The sequence below is a fragment of the Enterobacter sp. J49 genome (genome assembly GCF_002148625.1).
Lineage (GTDB): Bacteria > Pseudomonadota > Gammaproteobacteria > Enterobacterales > Enterobacteriaceae > Enterobacter > Enterobacter ludwigii.
The window spans coordinates 218,676-238,304 of record NZ_MWPY01000033.1; the positions used below are offsets into that span (position 1 = coordinate 218,676).

Genomic DNA, 19,629 nt, shown 5'->3' on the forward strand with positions numbered 1-19,629 from the left:
GGATCCTGTCCACAAAAGCGCTAACGCTGTGGACAGGACCGGCGGTTTTTCTTTCCTGCCCTCTTGTCTGCCGCCGCCAGAGCGGTATTCTCCTGTAGTCGCTTCAGAGAATGTTTGCAGAGTCATGGCGTTATAATTTTTATTAACGTTCCGCTAAGGCCTGCCCGCTCTGCTGCCGATACTGTGTCTGTGAGAACCCAACGATAACAAACAAGACAGCAACGATAGCGATATCCTTGCCCTGGCACAGGTTGTGCCTTTCAGGAGTGGTGATGGAGTTCTTTGATATCCGTAAGATGCCGGTCAGCCTCTGGCGCAATGGCGCAGGCGAGACGCGGGAAATTTGTTGTTTTCCGCCCGCAACGCGCGATTTTTACTGGCGTGCCAGTATCGCGACCATCGCCAGCAATGGCGAATTCTCCTCTTTTCCCGGTGTCGATCGGGTGATTACCTTGCTTGAAGGGGGTGAGGTAACGCTGGATGCCGGTCAGGCGTTCTGCCATACCCTGAAACATCATCAGCCATACCATTTTTCCGGCGATCAGCCGGTGAAAGCGCTGCTTTCCGAAGGACGGATGTCGATGGATTTCAACATCATGACCCGGCGTGACCGTTGTCAGGCGAAAGTGCGTGTCGCTGACCGCACCTTTACCACGTTCGGCTCCCGCGGGGGCGTCGCGTTCGTGTTAAGCGGGGCGTGGCAGCTTGGCGATAAGTTGCTGACGGCCGATCAGGGCGCCAGCTGGGAGGAGGGCGTCCATACTCTCCGCCTGCTGGAGGCTCAGGGCACCTTATTATTCAGCGAAATTAACTGGCTGCCGGGGCACTAAGCTCAATGACCTCATACTTGCCGGTTAACACGGGCTTGCAGAGAATTTTGTAGCCATCGTGGTCGAAACCGGCGGGTGTGCGCAGCAAGGTTGCCGCATCGTTTACATCGTCAACAGCACCCAGCCAGAGCCAATTATTGATGATGTGATACTGGGTCATCGCGTCACCGACTTCTTTTAGCGCAACGGCACCCTCCCACGGCCAGCAGTTAACGCTAAGCGCCGCCAGCCCTGCGAGGAGCCGGGCGTGGTGTTCCTCAATGCTTTCTTTCCCGCAGCAGGCCCCTGCGCAGCGCTTTAACGCTGAGCGGAAACAGGCACGCCCGCGGGTGGTTGCTTCGAGGCCTAGCAGGCTGTAGCACAGCTGTAACTCATCGGCCAGCGTTTGCAGAGCCTGCAGAGCCGTCCGTTTATTTGCGAACAGCCCGTAGAGATTGGGGGCGTGAGAAAAATCGACTTCGCGTGCGTAGACAACCTGCGGCTTACCGGCGTTTATCTGCAGGGAGCAGAGCTGCCGGTTGCGGCGCAGGCGCTTATTGAACAGCGGCTGTTGCTCTTTGATCAGCCGGGCTTCCAGTAAGAGCGCGCCCATTTCTCCGGCGGTACGAAACCAGGTGATGCGTCGCGACTGGAGCAGCATTGCCGCCTCGTCTGGCGTGCGCAGATGAGACATGACCCGGCTGCGAATATTTACGCTTTTGCCAATGTAGAGCGGAAGGGTGTCACTCTCACCGTGAAAGATATACACGCCCGGCTGTTTAGGCAGTTCCTCAAGCCAGGGGCGAAGATGTTCGGGATATTCGTAGATAGCCGCCGCTTCAAACTCAAGACGCGGGGCGGATTGACGCCTGCTCACATACTACTCCATATACTGTTCAGGCATACAGTGTAGCAGAGCCGGTTTGGTTAAAAAAGAGCCGGGTGGCGCAACGGACGGTGCGGGCGAACACCCTCTCCCCAGAGAGAGGGTGCCAGAGTGTTACTTTTTCCAGAAATCATCGAACACGGTGATCGGCGGGCGACGCTTGTGCTCGGTTTTCAGATACCAGCTTTCAATGATCTTCGCGGTACCTTCATCCAGTTTTTTGCCTTCCAGATAATCATCAATATTGTCATAGGTGACACCCAGGGCCGCTTCATCCGGCAGGGAGGGGCGATCGTCTTCCAGATCTGCCGTTGGCGCTTTCTTGTAAAGGTGCTCCGGGCAACCCAGCGCGGCAAGCAGCTGCTTACCCTGACGTTTGTTCAGACGGAAGAGCGGGTTAATATCGGTACCGCCGTCGCCATACTTGGTGAAGAAACCCGTGATGGCTTCTGCCGCATGATCGGTACCGACCACAACGCCTTTGGTCATCCCGGCAATGCTGTATTGCGCTTTCATACGTTCACGGGCTTTTTCATTGCCGCGGACAAAATCACTCAACTCAATGCCTGCTTCGCGAAGCGCCTGCTCGCTGGCCAGCACCGATCCTTTGATATTGACGGTGAGCACGCGATCGGGCTGGATGAAGGCGATGGCATCCTGGCAATCCTGTTCATCAGCCTGCACGCCATAGGGAAGACGCACGGCAATAAACTGCAGCGCGTCATCACCCGTCTCTTCGCGGAGCTCTGAAATTGCCATCTGGCAGAGTTTACCGGCCAGGGTAGAGTCCTGACCGCCGCTGATGCCCAGCACCAGGGATTTCAGGAACGAGTGAGTTTTTAAATAAGACTTTAAAAAATCCACGCTGCGGCGGATCTCTTCTTGTGCGTCTACCGCGGGCTTCGCGCCCAGCGCCTGAATAATCTCTTGTTGCAGAGCCATCACGCCCTCCATATGCAGAACATAAACAGATTGTGTTAACTGTTAAAACTAACCCTTTGAACGAGAAACGACAAGGATCACAGTTTCGAGTGCGCTAAATTGCGGCGATTTAGCAGGTTATCGTTGTTTTATTAGAATTTTCCGAAATTCGTCTGGCGGAATTCACAAAGTTGAACAATAGTACTTTTTATTCCATGCTTAGATAACACGCTGATAAACAAGAGGACGGAATATGAACAAGAACGTAGCAGGAATTCTTAGCGCAGCGGCGGTACTGACTATGCTGGCAGGGTGTACGGCCTACGACCGCACCAAAGATCAGTTTACACAGCCCGTAGTGAAAGATGTCAAAAAAGGCATGACCCGTTCGCAGGTGGCTGCGATTGCCGGCAAGCCTTCTTCTGAAGTGACAATGATTCATGCACGCGGTACCTGCCAGACCTATATCCTGGGTCAACGTGATGGTAAGGCAGAGACCTACTTCGTTGCGTTGGATGAGACCGGTCATGTGATCAACTCCGGTTACCAGACCTGTACTGAATACGATACCGATCCGCAGGCACCTAAGGCGCAGTAACCCTTCTTGCCTGAGTATGTTAACAAACCGGCCGTTGGGCCGGTTTTTTTATACATATGTAAATCTTATTTCTTCTCGCGAATTATTTGCCTGAAATGTGAAGGTAGTCAACACGCCAGGTCAATGAGAGACAATTTGCCCCTGTGCAGAATTATCTCCTGTCTGTACCATTGCGTATACTCACTCCAACGACAAACAACAGTAAGCAAACTACCTGTCTGCCAGGATAGCGAGTCGAGTGATAGCGCGATGGCAGGTAGTCATACGAGAGGGAAGTTACTATGGAAAAGAAACATATCTATCTGTTCTGCTCAGCAGGCATGTCAACCTCGCTTCTGGTGTCAAAGATGCGTGCTCAGGCTGAGAAGTATGAAGTCCCGGTGGTGATCGAAGCGTTTCCGGAGACGCTGGCGGGCGAAAAGGGCCAGACAGCCGATGTCGTTTTACTGGGGCCGCAAATTGCCTATATGTTGCCCGAAATTCAACGTCTGTTACCCAATAAACCGGTCGAAGTGATCGATTCGGGATTGTACGGCAAGATTGATGGTTTAGGTGTATTGAAAGCTGCTGTTGCAGCAATTAAAAAAGCTGCTAATTAATTTTTATTTTTCCCGTCAAAGAGTTATTTCACACACAATACGCCGTAACCTGCGTTGCGGCATTTAAGGGTATTTTCCTATGAGTAAAGTCATCGCTTCACTTGAAAAGGTACTCCTTCCTTTTGCTGTTAAAATAGGAAAGCAGCCTCACGTTAATGCCATCAAAAATGGTTTTATTAGATTAATGCCGTTGACGCTGGCTGGGGCAATGTTCGTTTTAATTAACAACGTTTTTCTGAGCTTTGGTGAAGGTTCCTTTTTTTATTCATTAGGAATTCGATTAGACGCTTCCACAATTGAAACCCTTAATGGTTTAAAAGCCATTGGCGGCAACGTATATAACGGTACGTTAGGTATTATGTCGCTGATGGCACCTTTCTTTATTGGCATGGCACTGGCGGAAGAACGGAAAGTGGATCCGCTGGCCGCAGGTTTATTATCCATTGCCGCCTTTATGACCGTGACGCCATACAGCGTCGGTGAGGCCTATGCCGTAGGGGCCAACTGGCTGGGGGGCGCTAATATCATCTCCGGTATCGTTATCGGTCTGGTGGTTGCGGAGATGTTCACCTTTATTATTCGTCGCAACTGGGTTATCCGTTTACCGGATAGCGTGCCGGCGTCCGTTTCTCGTTCATTTTCCGCGTTGATTCCAGGCTTCATTATTCTTTCCATCATGGGGATTATCGCCTGGGCGCTCTCTCATTGGGGCACTAACTTCCACCAGATCATCATGGACTCTATCTCAACGCCGCTGGCGTCAATGGGTAGCGTGGTCGGTTGGGCGTATGTGATTTTCACCTCCCTGCTGTGGTTCTTTGGCGTGCATGGTTCACTGGCACTGGCGGCGCTGGACAGCGGTATCATGACCCCATGGGCACTGGAAAACGTTGCACTTTACCAGCAGTACGGCTCCGTTGACGCGGCGCTGGCAGCCGGTAAAACCTTCCATGTGTGGGCGAAGCCGATGCTCGACTCTTATATCTTCCTGGGGGGTACCGGGGCGACGCTGGGTCTGATCATCGCGGTCTTTATTGTTTCTCGTCGCGCTGACCATCGTCAGGTTGCGAAGCTGGCGCTGCCGTCAGGCATCTTCCAGATTAACGAGCCGATTCTGTTTGGTCTGCCAATCATCATGAACCCGGTAATGTTCATTCCGTTCATTCTGGTTCAGCCACTGCTGGCGGCCATAACCCTGACGGCCTATTACCTGGGCATTATCCCACCCGTCACCAACATTGCGCCGTGGACCATGCCGGCGGGTCTGGGGGCGTTCTTCAACACCAACGGTAGCGTGGCTGCCTTCCTGCTGGCGATATTCAACCTCGGGATTGCAACACTGCTCTATATGCCATTCGTGGCGATAGCAAACAAAGCTGCAACCGTTATCGATGAAGAAGAGAGCGAAGAGGATATCGCCCTCGCACTGAAATTCTAAAATTGCACGGCGCGGGGCAACCCGCGCCAGCCAAAAGGAGCTTAAAAATGTTAGATTTGGACAGTATTGTCGCAGAAGAAACCGCAGAGAACGATCTGGAAGAGGTGGTGATGGGGCTTATCATCAATTCCGGGCAGGCGCGTAGCCTGGCGTATGCCGCGCTCAAACAGGCCAAGCAGGGTGATTTCGCAGCCGCAAAGACCATGATGGAACAGTCCCGTTCGGCGCTGAACGAAGCGCACCTGGTGCAGACAAAGCTTATCGAAAGCGACCAGGGTGAAGGCAAGATGAAGGTCAGTCTGGTGCTGGTGCATGCGCAGGATCATCTGATGACGTCGATGCTGGCACGTGAACTGGTGGCCGAGTTAATTGAGCTTCACGAGAAGATGCAGTAAGGCAGAATTTGCAGCAGGAGGTCAGCGCGATGGAAATAAAAACCGCACTTGAACAGCAACTGTTTAATGGCAAAAATTTTCACGTGATTATTTACAACAAGACGGAGAGCGCGAGCGGTCTGCATCAGCATGACTACTATGAGTTCACGATTGTTCTGACCGGTCGCTACTACCAGGAAATCAACGGCAAGCGCGTCCTGCTTGAGCGGGGAGATTTCGTCTTCCTGCCGATGGGGTCCCATCACCAGAGCTTTTATGAATTTGGTGCAACCCGCATTCTTAACGTAGGTGTCAGCAGACGCTTCTTTGAGAAACACTATCTGCCGCTGGTGCCGTTCTGCTTTGTGGCCTCGCAGGTCTATCGCATCAAAAACGAGTTCATGACCTGGATTGAAACGGTTATCGCCTCGCTTAACTTTCGCGAGAATGAATTTGATGAGTTTATTGAAACGGTGACGTTTTATGTGATGAACCGTCTGCGCCACCATCGTGAAGAGCAGCAGGTGAGCGATGATATTCCGCAGTGGCTGCGCAGTACGGTTGAACTGATGCACGATAAAGGGCAGTTCAGCGAAAATGCGCTGGAAAATATGGTCGCTTTGTCCGGTAAATCACAGGAATATCTGACCCGAGCAACTCAGCGTTATTATCGTAAAACGCCAGTGCAAATTATTAATGAAATCCGCATTAATTTTGCTAAAAAACAGCTGGAAATAACTAACTACTCGGTTACCGATATTGCTTATGAGTCAGGCTACAGTAGCCCCAGCTTGTTTATTAAGACTTTTAAGAAATTGACCTCGTTCACACCGAACAGTTACCGGAAGAACCTGACGGTAATTAATTAAATTTCGGCGGATTTACCCGCCACAAATATTGCCTTGATTGCTTGCCCACAGAGCGGGAAGAGTACGCTACACCTTGCAGGCGATTAACCTGATATGCTAAGGGAGATATTATGCAGAAGAAATTAAAAGTCGTAACCATTGGCGGCGGCAGCAGTTATACCCCGGAATTACTCGAAGGTTTCCTGAAACGTTATCATGAATTACCGGTCAGCGAATTATGGCTGGTGGACGTTGAGGAAGGTCAGGAGAAACTGAATATCATTTTTGAGCTCTGCAAGCGGATGGTCGCGAAAGCCGGTGTGCCATTGACCGTGCATAAAACCCTCGACCGTCGCCTGGCGCTGCAGGATGCCGACTTCGTGACGACTCAGCTGCGCGTCGGTCAACTCAAAGCGCGTGAAATGGATGAACGTATTCCACTGAGCCACGGCTATCTGGGGCAGGAGACCAACGGCGCGGGCGGCCTGTTCAAGGGGCTGCGTACCATTCCGGTCATTTTTGACATCATCAACGATGTGGAAGCGATCTGCCCCAACGCGTGGGTGATTAACTTCACCAACCCGGCCGGGATGGTGACCGAGGCGGTCTATCGCCACACCGGTTTCAAACGCTTTATCGGCGTCTGTAATATTCCGATTGGCATGAAGATGTTCATCAGCGATGTGCTGGAGTTGACCGATACCGACGATCTTTCTATCGATCTCTTTGGCCTGAACCACATGGTGTTTATCAAAGATGTCATCGTGAATGGTCAGTCTCGCTTTAGCGAACTGCTTGACGGCGTAGCCTCCGGACGCCTGACCGCTGCGTCAGTGAAAAACATCTTTGACCTGCCGTTCAGCGAAGGGCTGATCCGCTCGCTTAATCTGCTGCCTTGCTCATACCTGCTTTACTACTTCAAACAGAAAGAGATGCTGGCCATCGAGATGGGTGAGTACTATAAGGGTGGCGCACGCGCTCAGGTGGTGCAGAAAGTTGAAAAGCAGCTGTTTGATTTGTATAAAGATCCGAACCTGAACGTGAAACCGAAAGAGCTTGAGCTGCGCGGCGGAGCGTATTATTCCGATGCGGCGTGCGAAGTGATCAACGCCATTTACAACGACAAGCAGGCCGAGCACTACGTCAATGTGCCGCATCACGGCCATATCGACAACATCCCGGCTGACTGGGCCGTTGAGATGACCTGCATTCTGGGACGTGATGGCGCCAGGCCGCATCCACGGATTACCCACTTTGACGACAAAGTGATGGGGTTGATCCACACCATCAAAGGGTTTGAAGTGGCAGCCAGCAACGCGGCGCTGAGCGGTGAACTCAATGACGTTCTTCTGGCACTCAATCTCAGCCCGCTGGTCCATTCCGATCGCGATGCCGAGCAACTGGCCAGCGAAATGATTCTGGCGCATGAAAAATGGTTGCCTAATTTTGCCGCCACGATTGAGAAGCTGAAATTCAAACAGCACTGAGAGGATGTGTGATGGAAAACCTGCTGATCGTCAATGCTGATGATTTTGGTCTCTCAAAAGGTCAAAACTACGGCATTATTGAAGCCTGCCGCCGGGGTGTGGTGACCTCAACAACGGCACTGGTTAATGGTGACGCGGTTGAACACGCCGCGCAGCTCAGCCGCGAAGTGCCAGCGCTGGGCGTCGGCATGCACTTTGTATTGACGCTCGGGATGCCGCTTTCACCGATGCCAGGACTGACGCGGGACGGACAGCTGGGCAAATGGATTTGGGAGCAGGCAGAGCAGGGCACGCTGCCGCTCGAGGAGATTACCCGCGAGCTGGACTGTCAGTTCAACCGTTTCGTCGATCTCTTTGGCCGTGAACCCACGCATATTGACAGCCATCATCACGTGCATATGATCCCGGCACTTTTCCCGTCAGTGGCGGAATTTGCACAGCGCAAAGGCGTGGCAATGCGCGTGGATCGTGAGGTGCAGGCGCTGCACGGGCTGTCATTGTCTTCTGTGCCCACAACGGACGGATTCAGTAGCGCGTTCTACGGCGACGAGATTAGCGAAGCGCTGTTCCTGCAGGTGCTGGATGAGTCCGCCGCGCGCGGGGAACGGTCGCTGGAAGTGATGGCACACCCTGCGTTTGTCGATAACATTGTGCGTAAAAGTGCCTACTGCTGGCCGCGACTGGCGGAACTGGATGTGCTGACGTCGGCATCGCTGAAATACGCCATTGCCGAGCGTGGGTACCGTCTGGGCACCTTTGAGGATGTATGAAAATAGCCCGGAGGCGCGGTGCCTGCCGGGCTGAGTAAACGATGTCAATCAGCGCCGGGTCGGGCAAAGCCAGACCCGGCTTTTCTTATGCTGGTATCCGATCAATCTTACTGCTGCGTGACCACACACGGTGCGCTGCGAGCAGATCGAACAGCTTCGTCATAAACGCATCATCGACGTTATCGCCTTCGACAATACCATCTTCACCTTGCTCAGCCACCTTCAGGTGCGCTTTAAACTGTCGCGCATCGCCGGACAGGGCGATCGGCTTCAGGTGCTTATAGGCTTCCAGCAGATAATAAATCGCATCGCCATTGTTCAGCAGACTGTCGATGTCGCCGCACGGCACAATCACCGCATCAACGGTGAGCGATGGTGCTCCGGCAAAGGTGGCCGCAACCGGCAGCACTGAACCGTCGTCGGCGGTCACTTCCCCCATGCGGGAATAGAGCAGTTTGGCGTGAACGCCTTTGGTTTTCAGCGCCTGCATAATCCCCAGCACGTCGCTGGCACGGGTGTTGTCATTCAGCAGAATGGCCACTACCCGGCCCTTTATCGAGCCACCCGGCACCGCATACAGACTCAGGGACGGATCTTTCTTCAGGCCGTTAACGTCTTTCGGTGGGGCCGCATTGCGTTGCTCATCCGTCAGCGTAATGCCAAGGTTATCCGCCACGCTCTGGGCAAGCTGAATATCGATATGGGCGAGCTGATCGACCACGCGCTCGCGGATGTAAGTCCGCACCACTTTGCTCAGTTCAAAGCTAAAGCCGCCGATAATGTGCTGTTGCTCGATCGGCGTCTGGCTGTTCCAGAACAGGCGAGGTTGGGCGTAATACTCGCCGAATGACGGGCTACGCTCGCGGATTTTATTGCCATCGATGCGCTCCTGGTATGACTCAAAACCACCGCGTTTCGGTCCCGGCGGCGTTTCGCGCGGCCAGTTATCGTTGATGGAGTTCGGCTCATAGTTAGCCGGATTGGTATCGATATCCTGGCGATGCATCCCGTCGCGCTGGAAATTGTGGTACGGGCAGGTTGGACGGTTAATCGGAATTTCGTGGAAGTTGGGCCCGCCAAGGCGACTGATCTGCGTATCGGTATAGGAGAACAATCGCCCCTGCAGGAGGGGATCGTTCGTGAAATCCAGCCCCGGAACGATATGCCCCGGGTGGAACGCGACCTGCTCATTTTCGGCAAAGAAATTGTCCGGGTTACGGTTGAGCACCATTTTACCCACCAGCTGAACCGGCACCAGCTCCTCTGGGATCAGCTTTGTCGGGTCGAGAAGGTCGAAATCGAAGTTAAACTCATCCTCTTCCGGGATCAGCTGTAACCCCAGTTCATATTCCGGGAAGTCACCGGCTTCAATCGACTCCCACAGCTCACGACGGTGGAAGTCCGGATCGCGCCCGGTCAGCTTCTGGGCTTCATCCCACACCAGCGAGGCTTTGCCCGCCACAGGCTTCCAGTGGAAGCGTACGAATGTGGCTTTCCCGTCCGCGTTGATCATCCTGAAGGTATGAATACCAAACCCTTCCATCGTGCGGTAGCTGCGCGGAATGCCCCGGTCTGACATCGCCCACATCACGTTGTGTAACGTTTCTGGTTGCAGTGAGACATAATCCCAGAAGGTGTCATGCGCACTTTGTCCCTGCGGTATGGCCCAGTGGGGCTCCGGTTTTACCGCATGGACAAAGTCAGGAAATTTATGCGCATCCTGAATGAAAAACACCGGGGTGTTATTGCCGACGAGATCGAAAATACCCTCTTCGGTATAAAATTTGGTGGCGAAGCCGCGGATATCACGCACGGTATCTGCCGAACCCGCGCCGCCCTGCACGGTTGAAAAGCGGACAAAGACCGGTGTTATTTTGTCCGGATCGGAAAGGAAATCCGCTTTGGTTATCTCTTTGAGGCTTTTGTAGGGCTGGAAGTAGCCGTGTGCCGCGGAGCCACGCGCGTGAACGATGCGCTCAGGTATACGTTCATGGTCAAAATGGGTGATTTTTTCCCGCAGAATAAAGTCTTCCAGCAGGGTCGGTCCGCGTGTTCCCGCACGCAGCGAGTTCTGATCGTCAGCAATGCGCACGCCCTGGTTGGTGGTAAGTGCAAAACCTTCGCCGCCTTTACGGTGGGACTCAAGGGATTTCAGCTTCTCGTTTCCGGTATCCGGGGATTTCATACTTCCCGGCGCGGTAGGCTGTTCGCCAGGTGCGGAAGGGCCGGGGGACGGGCGGTGAGAGCCGTCCGCTGGGGCCAGAGAGTCCATGCCTGGTTGAGATTCTTCAGTGCCATGAATGGGTGATTGATGTGTTTTATCTTTGTTCGACATTGCACGCTTCTCCTTTATCCATTGCTAAAAACCTTGTTAACTATAGAACAATGTGGCGAAAGGGCGGGCGAACTAAGAGTTTTCAGATGACCTGGTTAAGGAATGCGCTATCAGAGCGATGCAGGGCGCGACGTGTGGGGGGAGGATCGGCTATCATAGAATTTTCCTGCTTCCAGAATGTGCTTTAGTGAACCCGTCGCTTATGAAACCTTTTCGTCAACAAAACCGCCCTGTCATTAGCTACGTGCCCCGCGTCGAACCCGCGCCGCCCGAACACGCCCTGAAGGTGGATGGTTTTCGTGATGTCTGGCAACTGCGCGGTAAATACGTAGCGTTTGTTCTGATGGGAGAACACTTCCGCCGTTCGCCCGCGTTTTCGGGGCCGGAGTCGGCCCAGCGATGGGCGAACCAGGTCCGCCAGGATGAAGAGATTGAAGAATAACAGCCAAAAAAAACCGCCATCAGGCGGTTTTTTTCATTTATCCATCCGTGATTAACGGTGCGCCAGTTCAGCGTCGTCTTCACTTTCCAGAATGGTTTTATCGGTCTGCTTCAGCCACTGGCTGGTCAACGTACCGGCGGTCATGGAACCGCTCACGTTCAGCGCAGTACGACCCATATCGATCAGCGGCTCAACGGAGATCAGCAGGGCAACCAGCGTCACCGGCAGACCCAGGGCCGGCAGGACAATCAGCGCGGCGAAGGTTGCGCCACCGCCAACACCCGCAACGCCTGCGGAGCTGATGGTAACAATCCCGACCAGCGTGGCAATCCAAACGGGATCCAGTGGGTTGATACCCACGGTCGGAGCAACCATTACCGCCAGCATTGCAGGGTAGAGACCTGCGCAACCGTTCTGACCAATGGTGGCACCAAAGGAGGCAGAGAAGCTGGCAATAGATTCCGGTACGCCCAGACGACGGGTCTGCGCTTCAACGTTCAGCGGAATAGACGCGGCGCTGGAACGGCTGGTAAACGCAAAGGTCAGTACCGGCCACACTTTACGGAAGTATTTCAGCGGGCTAACGCCATTGACGCCCAGCAGGATACCGTGCACCACGAACATAATGCCCAGACCCAGATAAGAGGCGACGACGAAGCTACCCAGCTTAATGATGTCCTGCAGGTTAGAGCCGGCAACCACTTTGGTCATCAGCGCCAGAACACCGTAAGGGGTCAACTGCATCACCAGACGGACCAGCTTCATTACCCAGCTTTGCAAGGTATCGATAGCCACCAGCACGCGCTCGCCTTTCGGCGCGTCGTCTTTCAGCAGCTTCAGCGCCGCCACACCGAGGAAGGCCGCAAAGATCACCACGCTGATAATGGAGGTTGGGCTGGCACCGGTCAGGTCAGCAAACGGGTTCTTCGGCACGAAAGAGAGCACCATCTGTGGCACCGTCAGGTCAGCGACTTTACCCACGTAGTTGGTCTGAATCGCGGTAAGACGCGCCGTTTCAGCCGTACCCTGGACCAGACCTTCAGCGGTCAGCCCGAACAGGTTGGTGACCAGCACACCGACCAGAGCTGCAATCAGCGTGGTAAACAGCAGCGTACCGATGGTCAGGAAGCTGATTTTACCCAACTGGGTGGCGTTATGCAGACGGGCAACGGCGCTCAGAATAGAGGCAAACACCAGCGGCATAACGATCATCTGCAGCAGCTGGACATAGCCGTTACCGACGATGTTGAACCACTGAATAGAATCTTTCAGAACTGGATTATCGGAGCCGTAAATAGCCTGCAACGCCAGACCAAACACGACACCCATGGCCAGACCAACCAGCACTTTCTTCGCGAGGCTCCACTGTTTGTGGCGCGCCTGCGCGAGAAGCAATAGCAATACAACGAACACCACAATGTTCGCGATGAGTGGAAAATTCATCCCCGTTCTCCTGATTTATTATACGGTCGGTTTTTACCGATCCTGTTGGCGCAAGATTATCAGAAGTGTGATGTGGCGCTTATATCCAAATGGAATGGGTTATGACAAATGGAAATAATTTGTGTGCTTAGTGTTCAATCTGGTGATTAATGAACCGATTAAACTGAAATTGCAGCGAATTGATCATCTGGGACGACCAGCGCACTGCACTGTTTTCGGGCAAGGTTTGCGGCATCCAGACGGCGTAGGCAAAGAGCGCCATACACAACACACGCTCAAGCTGATTACCTTTCTGCGGCGCAAGAATGGGCAAACGGAAACGCCAGCGGCATGGCCAGAGCAGCGGCACGCCCGCAGGCGTCAGCATATCGGCAAGGATATGGCTTAAATAACCCAGCACCATTCCCTGGATAGCATCGGCGGGCACTATCCAGCTATCAGGGACTTTTAAATAGAAAAGGGTGAGCAGGCCGAATACGGCCAGCAGGCTGTGGGTAAACCCACGGTGACCAAACGCGCGGGCGATGGGTTTTGATATCCACTTTAGCCGCTGTCCCAGGAATGACTTTGGATGGTCGATATCGGGCAGCAGACAGGTCAGCACGGCGGACGGGACAATATGCCACCAGTCCCCCTGTGCGAGCACAGGGGTAAGTTCAGCGTTTTTGGCAAAAACTGCGCACGCAATGGAAAAAAGCAGATGGCCTTCCGCCGTCATGATAAAACCCACAAAACTGTCAATTCATACAGTATAGGGTTTTTATACAGTAGACGAAAGAGGTGACGGTGTAACTGTATGTCACAAACGCGCCTAGCGCGCCAGCCAGCCCCCGTCGACGGCTAACGTATGACCGTTCACGTAATCCGAGGCGGCGGAGGCTAAAAAGACCACCGGTCCCTGCAGGTCTTCCGGTACTCCCCAGCGCCCGGCAGGTATCCGGTCGAGGATCTCCTGGCTGCGCTGCTGGTCATCTCGCAGTTGCTGAGTGTTGTTGGTCGCCATATAGCCCGGCGCGATGGCGTTAACATTGATGCCGTGTGTCGCCCATTCATTCGCCAGCAGACGCGTGATCCCCAACACGCCGCTTTTGGACGCGGTGTAAGAGGGCACGCGGATGCCGCCCTGGAATGAGAGCATCGAGGCGATATTAATGATTTTCCCGCCCTGTCCCTGCGCAATAAACTGTTTAGCCACGGCCTGGGAGAGGAAAAAAAGCGATTTCAGATTCAGGTTGATGACGTCGTCCCAGTCCTTTTCGCTGAACGCGAGAGCATCTTCACGGCGTATGGTCCCGGCATTGTTCACCAGAATATCGACTCGCCCCATCTCAGCAACCGCGCTGTCAACAACGTTCTGAAGACTCTCCTGCTGACTGAGGTCGGCCCGAATCGCCCTGAACCGCCTTCCGAGTGCGCTAATGCAGGCAGCCGTTTCCTCCGGCGCTTTGCGGTTAACACCCACGATGTCGCATCCCGCCTGCGCCAGCGCAATGGCCATGGCTTGTCCCAGACCGGTATCGCATCCGGTGACGATGGCCACTTTTCCAGACAGAGTGAAGTTATCCAGTATCATACGCGCCTCAGAAGTAAGGTTATTGTCATTCTGACGGTAAGGATAGAAGCGGGGGATAAGAAAAGCAAACAAAATGAAACGATGTTTTGTTTTTAAAGCAGGCAGCCTGACGCTGCCTGAAAGGGGGGGTTACTCGCCGCGCAGGTGCTGCGCCGTCAGCTCAACCAGTGAGTTCAGCTTCACGTCGGCAAGGGCAAAACGGGGATCGTGTCGGCCTTCCTCCGCGGGAACAACAATCGAGCGCATGCGCGCTGCCTTCGAGGCCACCATTCCGTTAACGGAATCTTCCAGCGCGACGCAGCAGAGAGGATCAAGACCGAGTTTAGCGGCGCAGTCGAGATAGACCTGCGGGTGCGGCTTGCTGTATGGCAACGTTTCCGCTGAGGCCAGCGCGTCGAAGCTGTCGCGCAGCTCAAACATGGTCAGCACTTTTTCCAGCATATGCAGCGGTGAAGCTGACGCCAGGCCGACTTTCAACCCCTGCGCTTTACACAGCGCGACGGCTTCACGCACCCCGGGCAGCAGGGGCTTGCTCTCTTCCACCAGTGAGATGGCGCGGCTGATAATGCGCGCGGTCACTTCGTCGCGATCGGGTCCTACCCACGGCTGCTGGGCATACCACAGGTCCACCACCATATCGATGCGCAGACCAAGCGTATCCGGAAGTTCATTACGGCGGCTGATATCAACGCCCAGGCTGGCGATAACGTCCAGTTCGGCGCGATCCCACAACGGTTCGGAATCGATCAGTAATCCATCCATGTCAAAAATTGCGGCAAGAATCTGGCGCGGTGTCGACATCACAACGTCTCCTTATCCAGGGTGTACGACAGACGATAAATGCTAAGTGCACTCTGCAATTTAGCATATTGCCTTTAAAGAGCGGGCGAAAATGATGGTCAGCAGGTAGACTTAGGCAGAAATAACGCGTCTTTATGAAGGGGAACTGATGACGTATCAACAAGCTGGACGCATTGCTGTCTTAAAACGTATTGCTGGCTGGGTAATTTTTATTCCAGCCGTCATTTCGACGCTGATCTCTGTGCTCAAATTTATGTACGATCACAGTGAAAAACAGCCAGGTATTAATGCGGTAATGCTTGATTTTGCTCATGTCATGATTGAAATGATGCGTTTTAACACGCCGTTTCTGAATGTCTTTTGGTTCAATTCGCCGACGCCGAATTTTCATCAGCAGTTGAATCTCGGGTTTTGGGTGATCTACGCGCTGATCTTTATTGGTATGGCGTTGCAGGCCTCTGGCGCACGCATGAGCCGTCAGACGCGCTTTTTACGCGAAGGTGTGGAAGACCAGATGATTCTCGAACAGGCGAAAGGCCCGGAAGGGATGAGCCGCGAGCAGATTGAGTCCCGCATTGTTGTGCCGCGTCACACCATTTTCCTGCAAATTTTCCCGCTGTATATCCTGCCAGTCATTATCATCGTGGCGGGGTACTTTTTCTTTTCGCTGTTGGGATTCCTGTAACCGATAAGGGTGGCGACATAGCCACCCGTCCCGCCATTATGCGGCAAGCACACGTTCAAGTGCCCTCTGGGCATTGACCAGATGCTCTCCGCCAAACAGAATAGCGCGGTTCATCAGTGTGTAGAGCTGATACACCGGCTGGCGCTCAAGAAAACCCTGCGGCAGAGGCAGCACGGACTGGTACCCGTCGTAAATTTGCGGCGGTTGCTCAGGGTGCAGTGGCAGCATCGCCAGGTCACACTCCCTGTCGCCCCAGTAACAGGCCGGGTCGAAGATATAGGGGCCGTCAGGACCCAGCGCGCAGTTATCTGACCACAAATCGCCGTGCAGCAGAGACGGCTGAGGCTGGTGGGATGCCAGACGCTGCTGAATATGTTCGACGATGGCATCGATATTGCCAAACTCCAGACCTTTCTCCGCAGCCAGTTCCAGCTGCCAGCCAATGCGTTGCTCAGCAAAGAATGTCGACCAGCGTCGTTGCCAGGCATTGGGTTGTGGGGTGGTGGAGAGGTCGTTGTCAAAATCGAGACCAAACTGCGGCTGGTCGCTCCATTGATGCAGTCGCGCTAACTGTTGGCCGAGAATGAAGGCGTTATGGGCGTCTAACGGGCGGGCAGGAAGAAATTCCATGACCAGAAAACTGTAGTCGCGGTCGCTGCCCACGGCCCAGACCTGTGGGACCGTCACCGTTTTACTGCGCGACAACAATTCCAGCTGGTCGGCTTCGGCGGTGAAAATCGGAAGCAGCTCTCGCTCATCGCATTTAACAAAGAGATCGCGCCCGGCGTAGCGTAAGTGCCATGCGGCGTGGATTTCTCCGCCTGGCAGTTCGTTCCGCAGTTCAATTTCACCTTCACCCAGTTGCTCACTTAAAAGATGACTGATAGCCTGCCACATGTTGTCTCTCCCATGTTGTCTGCCAGATCATAAAGTTAGCGCATAATTGCGGTAAAAAAATACGAACTAACGCACACCTGAGCGGTTTAAATTCATGCAGGGCACTTATTGTTCTTTTTTCTGCCAGTTTTCCCAGGTATCAAGATCAATTTCTGCCGTTTTGTCGGTCACGCTTTCGACCAGACTGGCCGCCAGAGCGTGAACCTCTTCTTTACTCAGGGCGCTGATCAGGCCAAACGTCAGGGTGCCTAAATCATGGATATTGCCCTCGTCATCCGTGAGTGTGAGCAGGAAATTGGCCCGGGTAAAGGCGTTGTTGAGCTCATTAAGCTCAGTCAGCGACGCTTGATGAATGTTGATGGTAACGACGTAGCGGGTGATGTCACCACTGCTCATAATTCACCTCATTGTTATCTTGGAAGTTTTCTTAGCATAGTCGATAGGCTGCGTTTGGCGACTATGCCGCGTATTTCCCCTTCACAGAGAAGGGGAAAAGGGGGATTAATTTCGGGACAGGTAATCGACGATTTTTTGCGTGTCGCTAAGCGAACAGAGACGTGTGCCCTGGTTGATGGTGGCAGCGCTACCCGCTGCGACGCCGTAGCGTGTCATCTCCAGTAGCGAAGCACCCTGAGCCAGTTTCAGGGTCATCGCTCCAACCATGCTATCACCTGCGCCCACGGTACTCTGGCTTTTCATCGGCGGCGGAACAACCTGAACGGACCCCGTTTCGTCCACGGCCAGGGCACCCTGCGGGCCAAGGGAGACCACGACCCGTCGCGCTTTGCCGCTGTGAACCAGCTCCTGCGCGGCGGTGAGGACATCGTCCGGCTGGTTCAGCTCGCGGTTCACCAGCGCGCTTAACTCTTTCTGGTTGGGTTTAACCAGCTCAAGATTGCCCGGCGTCAGGGCTGCCTGCAGCGCCTCGCCGCTACTGTCGACAATGCAGCGGATACTGCGTTGCTGCGCGGCCCGAATCAGCGCCGTCAGTTTTTCCGTGCTGACACCGGGCGGCAGGCTGCCGCTTATCACCAGCAGAGCACCGCTCTCAATGGCCAGCACCTTCTCTTCAAGCTGACGAAACTCATCTTCACTGAGTTTTGCACCCGGCATGACGAAACGGTATTGCTCGCCACTGGACTCCACGTGCACATGCAGGTTTTGCCGCGTCCAGTCTTTGGACTCGACGGTCTGCGAGGCCACCTGTTCATCGGCCAGCAGAGAGACCAGGTGCTCACCGGTCGCGCCGCCTACAGGGAAAATTGCTGTCGCCTTTCCACCGAGGTGCGTTATGGCTCGCGCCACATTGATACCGCCGCCGCCGGGCTCAAACACCGGGGCGCTGCAGCGCAATTTACCTTCCGGGTAAATCTGGGGCGTCAGGGTGGCGGAGTCGAGGGAAGGGGAGAGCGTCAGGGTGTAGATAGAAACCATCATTACCTCCTTTTAGCGTGGGTTCCTTTTAGTCTGGCACCATTTGTCAGGAAGGCAATGTAAATAACAGTATGATTTTAAATATGAATACTGACATAAAGTCTGCGGCGGCTTATATAAAATAAAACGCTTTTTGAGATCGTTCTTATTCAAAAAATGAAATAAGAAATCATTGCTATGTTATTTGCGGCTTTTTATAATTTGTTACCTTTCTCTGGACGCCTTGTCATTGATCCTCAAGAAAGTTTCCGGGACCGTGTGGTCTCTTTTTTTGTTGTACGGACTCCTTAATAAAATGAAGCTTTTGAAGACAGTACCCGCTGCACTGATGCTGGCGGGTGGCGTGTTTGCTGCAATGAACGCGACCGCAGATGATTCCGTTTTTACTGTCATGGACGATCCAGCCACCGCGCAAAAACCGTTTGAAGGTAACCTGAACGCTGGCTATCTTGCACAATCCGGTAACACGAAAAGCTCCTCTCTCACGGCGGACAGTACGCTGACCTGGTACGGTAATACCACCGCCTGGTCTCTGTGGGGAAATGCCAGTAACACCTCCGCGAATGACGAACGCTCTTCCGAGAAATATGCGGTTGGCGGACGTAGCCGTTACAACATGACCGACTTTGACTACCTGTTTGGTCAGGCCAGCTGGTTAACTGACCGTTACAACGGCTATCGCCAGCGTGATGTGTTCACTGCCGGTTACGGTCGTCAGTTCCTGAACGGTCCGGTACACAGTTTACGTTTTGAATTCGGTCCAGGTGTGCGCTACGACGAGTACACCGACGGCGAAACCAAAACTCAACCGCTCGGTTACGCTTCCGGCACCTATGCCTGGCAGATGACTGACAACACCAAATTTACCCAGGGGGTGTCTGTGTTTGGTGCCGACGATACGACGCTGAACTCAGAAACAGCGCTGAACGTGGCTATCAACGAACACTTTGGCCTGAAAGTGGCCTACAACGTCACCTGGAACTCTTCTCCTCCTGATTCTGCTCCGGATCATACCGACCGCAGAACCACGGTTTCACTGGGTTATAAAATGTAATATTCTCGGGCCGATTACGCTATCGGCCCGTTTTTTATTTTTTGAAACTGTGCTGTTTTATATTAAACACTGTTTTGAAATATCTGGTCTGCTGATATCTCCATCATTTCTTCATAATGCATTTTCATTAATTTGCGGCTTATTTGACACGAATTGATAACGTAACAGGCTAGGCAAAAGTGTGATCTGGATCTACACTCTTAGCACGGGCTGAATTCGGCCTTAAGGTATTTAG

21 protein-coding genes are annotated in these 19,629 nt (G+C 53.6%); 11 read left to right on the top strand and 10 right to left on the bottom strand.

All coding sequences use genetic code 11. The features are described 5' to 3' along the window. Positions 1-272 precede the first annotated feature (272 nt). Positions 273-830, top strand: a complete 558-nt coding sequence (gene ves / locus BJP35_RS13865) for an environmental stress-induced protein Ves (protein WP_020884419.1) — start codon at positions 273-275, stop codon at positions 828-830. Here the strand turns inward: ves and cho are convergent. Continuing rightward, positions 808-1,686, bottom strand: coding sequence for an excinuclease Cho (gene cho, locus BJP35_RS13870; protein ID WP_086463335.1), 879 nt, complete (start codon positions 1,684-1,686; stop codon positions 808-810). The genes ves and cho overlap by 23 nt on opposite strands. A gap of 123 nt (positions 1,687-1,809) precedes the next feature. After that, entirely contained in the window at positions 1,810-2,637 is an 828-nt protein-coding gene (nadE, locus tag BJP35_RS13875) for an ammonia-dependent NAD(+) synthetase (protein ID WP_020884418.1), read from the bottom strand. A 232-nt stretch (positions 2,638-2,869) separates the two neighbouring features. Here nadE and osmE point away from each other — a divergent pair, with 232 nt between their 5' ends. The 7 genes from osmE (at position 2,870) to chbG (ending at position 8,730) form a co-directional block, all read left to right on the top strand. Continuing rightward, positions 2,870-3,214: an osmotically-inducible lipoprotein OsmE gene (gene osmE / locus BJP35_RS13880; RefSeq protein ID WP_014169673.1), complete on the top strand. Its 345-nt coding sequence runs from the start codon at positions 2,870-2,872 to the stop codon at positions 3,212-3,214. A 281-nt stretch (positions 3,215-3,495) separates the two neighbouring features. Further along, positions 3,496-3,813, top strand: a complete 318-nt coding sequence (gene chbB, locus BJP35_RS13885; RefSeq protein WP_008500676.1) for a PTS N,N'-diacetylchitobiose transporter subunit IIB — start codon at positions 3,496-3,498, stop codon at positions 3,811-3,813. A 79-nt stretch (positions 3,814-3,892) separates the two neighbouring features. Further along, positions 3,893-5,251 (top strand): PTS N,N'-diacetylchitobiose transporter subunit IIC, encoded by a 1,359-nt coding sequence (gene chbC, locus BJP35_RS13890; RefSeq protein ID WP_014169674.1) that lies wholly within the window; start codon positions 3,893-3,895, stop codon positions 5,249-5,251. 47 nt (positions 5,252-5,298) lie between these two features. Continuing rightward, positions 5,299-5,646, top strand: a complete 348-nt coding sequence (chbA, locus tag BJP35_RS13895) for a PTS N,N'-diacetylchitobiose transporter subunit IIA (protein ID WP_047744488.1) — start codon at positions 5,299-5,301, stop codon at positions 5,644-5,646. Positions 5,647-5,654: 8 nt separating this feature from the next. Further along, positions 5,655-6,494, top strand: a complete 840-nt coding sequence (chbR, locus tag BJP35_RS13900) for a transcriptional regulator ChbR (protein WP_014169676.1) — start codon at positions 5,655-5,657, stop codon at positions 6,492-6,494. Positions 6,495-6,604: 110 nt separating this feature from the next. After that, a complete protein-coding gene (locus tag BJP35_RS13905; protein WP_025204406.1) occupies positions 6,605-7,960 on the top strand; it encodes a 6-phospho-beta-glucosidase in 1,356 nt (451 codons plus the stop codon). An 11-nt stretch (positions 7,961-7,971) separates the two neighbouring features. Continuing rightward, positions 7,972-8,730 carry a chitin disaccharide deacetylase gene (chbG, locus tag BJP35_RS13910; RefSeq protein WP_032677967.1) on the top strand — a complete coding sequence of 253 codons (759 nt, stop codon included), beginning with the start codon at positions 7,972-7,974 and terminating at the stop codon, positions 8,728-8,730. Positions 8,731-8,815: 85 nt separating this feature from the next. On the opposite strand, the gene katE is transcribed toward chbG, so the two are convergent. Next, positions 8,816-11,065, bottom strand: coding sequence for a catalase HPII (katE, locus tag BJP35_RS13915; protein ID WP_014169679.1), 2,250 nt, complete (start codon positions 11,063-11,065; stop codon positions 8,816-8,818). Positions 11,066-11,252: 187 nt separating this feature from the next. Between katE and cedA the strand changes: the two genes are divergently transcribed. Then, a complete protein-coding gene (cedA, locus tag BJP35_RS13920) occupies positions 11,253-11,507 on the top strand; it encodes a cell division activator CedA (protein WP_071605472.1) in 255 nt (84 codons plus the stop codon). 51 nt (positions 11,508-11,558) lie between these two features. Here the strand turns inward: cedA and BJP35_RS13925 are convergent, their stop codons facing one another. From BJP35_RS13925 to hxpB, 4 genes are all read right to left on the bottom strand, one after another. Continuing rightward, positions 11,559-12,950, bottom strand: a complete 1,392-nt coding sequence (locus BJP35_RS13925) for an L-cystine transporter (RefSeq protein WP_014169681.1) — start codon at positions 12,948-12,950, stop codon at positions 11,559-11,561. Between the two features lie 127 nt (positions 12,951-13,077). Continuing rightward, on the bottom strand, positions 13,078-13,668 hold the full coding sequence (locus BJP35_RS13930) for a metal-dependent hydrolase (protein WP_032681210.1): 591 nt from the start codon (positions 13,666-13,668) through the stop codon (positions 13,078-13,080). Positions 13,669-13,761: 93 nt separating this feature from the next. Further along, a complete protein-coding gene (kduD, locus tag BJP35_RS13935) occupies positions 13,762-14,523 on the bottom strand; it encodes a 2-dehydro-3-deoxy-D-gluconate 5-dehydrogenase KduD (protein ID WP_014169683.1) in 762 nt (253 codons plus the stop codon). 129 nt (positions 14,524-14,652) lie between these two features. Further along, complete coding sequence (hxpB, locus tag BJP35_RS13940) at positions 14,653-15,324, bottom strand: hexitol phosphatase HxpB (RefSeq protein WP_025204401.1); 672 nt, start codon at positions 15,322-15,324, stop codon at positions 14,653-14,655. A gap of 148 nt (positions 15,325-15,472) precedes the next feature. On the opposite strand from hxpB, the gene BJP35_RS13945 reads away from it, so the two are divergent. Further along, positions 15,473-16,009, top strand: coding sequence for a YniB family protein (locus BJP35_RS13945; RefSeq protein ID WP_014169686.1), 537 nt, complete (start codon positions 15,473-15,475; stop codon positions 16,007-16,009). A gap of 36 nt (positions 16,010-16,045) precedes the next feature. On the opposite strand, the gene BJP35_RS13950 is transcribed toward BJP35_RS13945, so the two are convergent. The 3 genes from BJP35_RS13950 to pfkB all read right to left on the bottom strand — a co-directional run bounded on the left by BJP35_RS13950 (position 16,046) and on the right by pfkB (position 18,340). Beyond that, positions 16,046-16,906: a fructosamine kinase family protein gene (locus BJP35_RS13950; protein WP_014169687.1), complete on the bottom strand. Its 861-nt coding sequence runs from the start codon at positions 16,904-16,906 to the stop codon at positions 16,046-16,048. Positions 16,907-17,011: 105 nt separating this feature from the next. Continuing rightward, entirely contained in the window at positions 17,012-17,302 is a 291-nt protein-coding gene (gene ghoS / locus BJP35_RS13955; protein WP_032681208.1) for a type V toxin-antitoxin system endoribonuclease antitoxin GhoS, read from the bottom strand. A 105-nt stretch (positions 17,303-17,407) separates the two neighbouring features. Next, on the bottom strand, positions 17,408-18,340 hold the full coding sequence (pfkB, locus tag BJP35_RS13960; RefSeq protein ID WP_047744493.1) for a 6-phosphofructokinase II: 933 nt from the start codon (positions 18,338-18,340) through the stop codon (positions 17,408-17,410). A 295-nt stretch (positions 18,341-18,635) separates the two neighbouring features. Here pfkB and BJP35_RS13965 point away from each other — a divergent pair, with 295 nt between their 5' ends. Continuing rightward, the gene (locus BJP35_RS13965) at positions 18,636-19,394 is read left to right on the top strand and encodes a YdiY family protein (protein ID WP_025204400.1); all 759 of its coding nucleotides are present in this window, start codon (positions 18,636-18,638) and stop codon (positions 19,392-19,394) included. Positions 19,395-19,629: the final 235 nt, after the last annotated feature.

Excerpts from the sequence above, each read along its gene's own strand:
- BJP35_RS13945 (WP_014169686.1), top strand. The coding sequence starts at position 15,473 with ATGACGTATCAACAAGCTGGACGCATTGCTGTCTTAAAACGTATTGCT.
- katE (WP_014169679.1), bottom strand. The coding sequence starts at position 11,065 with ATGTCGAACAAAGATAAAACACATCAATCACCCATTCATGGCACTGAA.
- BJP35_RS13930 (WP_032681210.1), bottom strand. The coding sequence starts at position 13,668 with ATGACGGCGGAAGGCCATCTGCTTTTTTCCATTGCGTGCGCAGTTTTT.
- chbC (WP_014169674.1), top strand. The coding sequence starts at position 3,893 with ATGAGTAAAGTCATCGCTTCACTTGAAAAGGTACTCCTTCCTTTTGCT.
- chbB (WP_008500676.1), top strand. The coding sequence starts at position 3,496 with ATGGAAAAGAAACATATCTATCTGTTCTGCTCAGCAGGCATGTCAACC.
- chbA (WP_047744488.1), top strand. The coding sequence starts at position 5,299 with ATGTTAGATTTGGACAGTATTGTCGCAGAAGAAACCGCAGAGAACGAT.
- pfkB (WP_047744493.1), bottom strand. The coding sequence starts at position 18,340 with ATGGTTTCTATCTACACCCTGACGCTCTCCCCTTCCCTCGACTCCGCC.
- ves (WP_020884419.1), top strand. The coding sequence starts at position 273 with ATGGAGTTCTTTGATATCCGTAAGATGCCGGTCAGCCTCTGGCGCAAT.
- hxpB (WP_025204401.1), bottom strand. The coding sequence starts at position 15,324 with ATGTCGACACCGCGCCAGATTCTTGCCGCAATTTTTGACATGGATGGA.
- BJP35_RS13965 (WP_025204400.1), top strand. The coding sequence starts at position 18,636 with ATGAAGCTTTTGAAGACAGTACCCGCTGCACTGATGCTGGCGGGTGGC.
- osmE (WP_014169673.1), top strand. The coding sequence starts at position 2,870 with ATGAACAAGAACGTAGCAGGAATTCTTAGCGCAGCGGCGGTACTGACT.
- nadE (WP_020884418.1), bottom strand. The coding sequence starts at position 2,637 with ATGGCTCTGCAACAAGAGATTATTCAGGCGCTGGGCGCGAAGCCCGCG.
- BJP35_RS13925 (WP_014169681.1), bottom strand. The coding sequence starts at position 12,950 with ATGAATTTTCCACTCATCGCGAACATTGTGGTGTTCGTTGTATTGCTA.
- BJP35_RS13950 (WP_014169687.1), bottom strand. The coding sequence starts at position 16,906 with ATGTGGCAGGCTATCAGTCATCTTTTAAGTGAGCAACTGGGTGAAGGT.
- BJP35_RS13905 (WP_025204406.1), top strand. The coding sequence starts at position 6,605 with ATGCAGAAGAAATTAAAAGTCGTAACCATTGGCGGCGGCAGCAGTTAT.
- ghoS (WP_032681208.1), bottom strand. The coding sequence starts at position 17,302 with ATGAGCAGTGGTGACATCACCCGCTACGTCGTTACCATCAACATTCAT.
- kduD (WP_014169683.1), bottom strand. The coding sequence starts at position 14,523 with ATGATACTGGATAACTTCACTCTGTCTGGAAAAGTGGCCATCGTCACC.
- chbG (WP_032677967.1), top strand. The coding sequence starts at position 7,972 with ATGGAAAACCTGCTGATCGTCAATGCTGATGATTTTGGTCTCTCAAAA.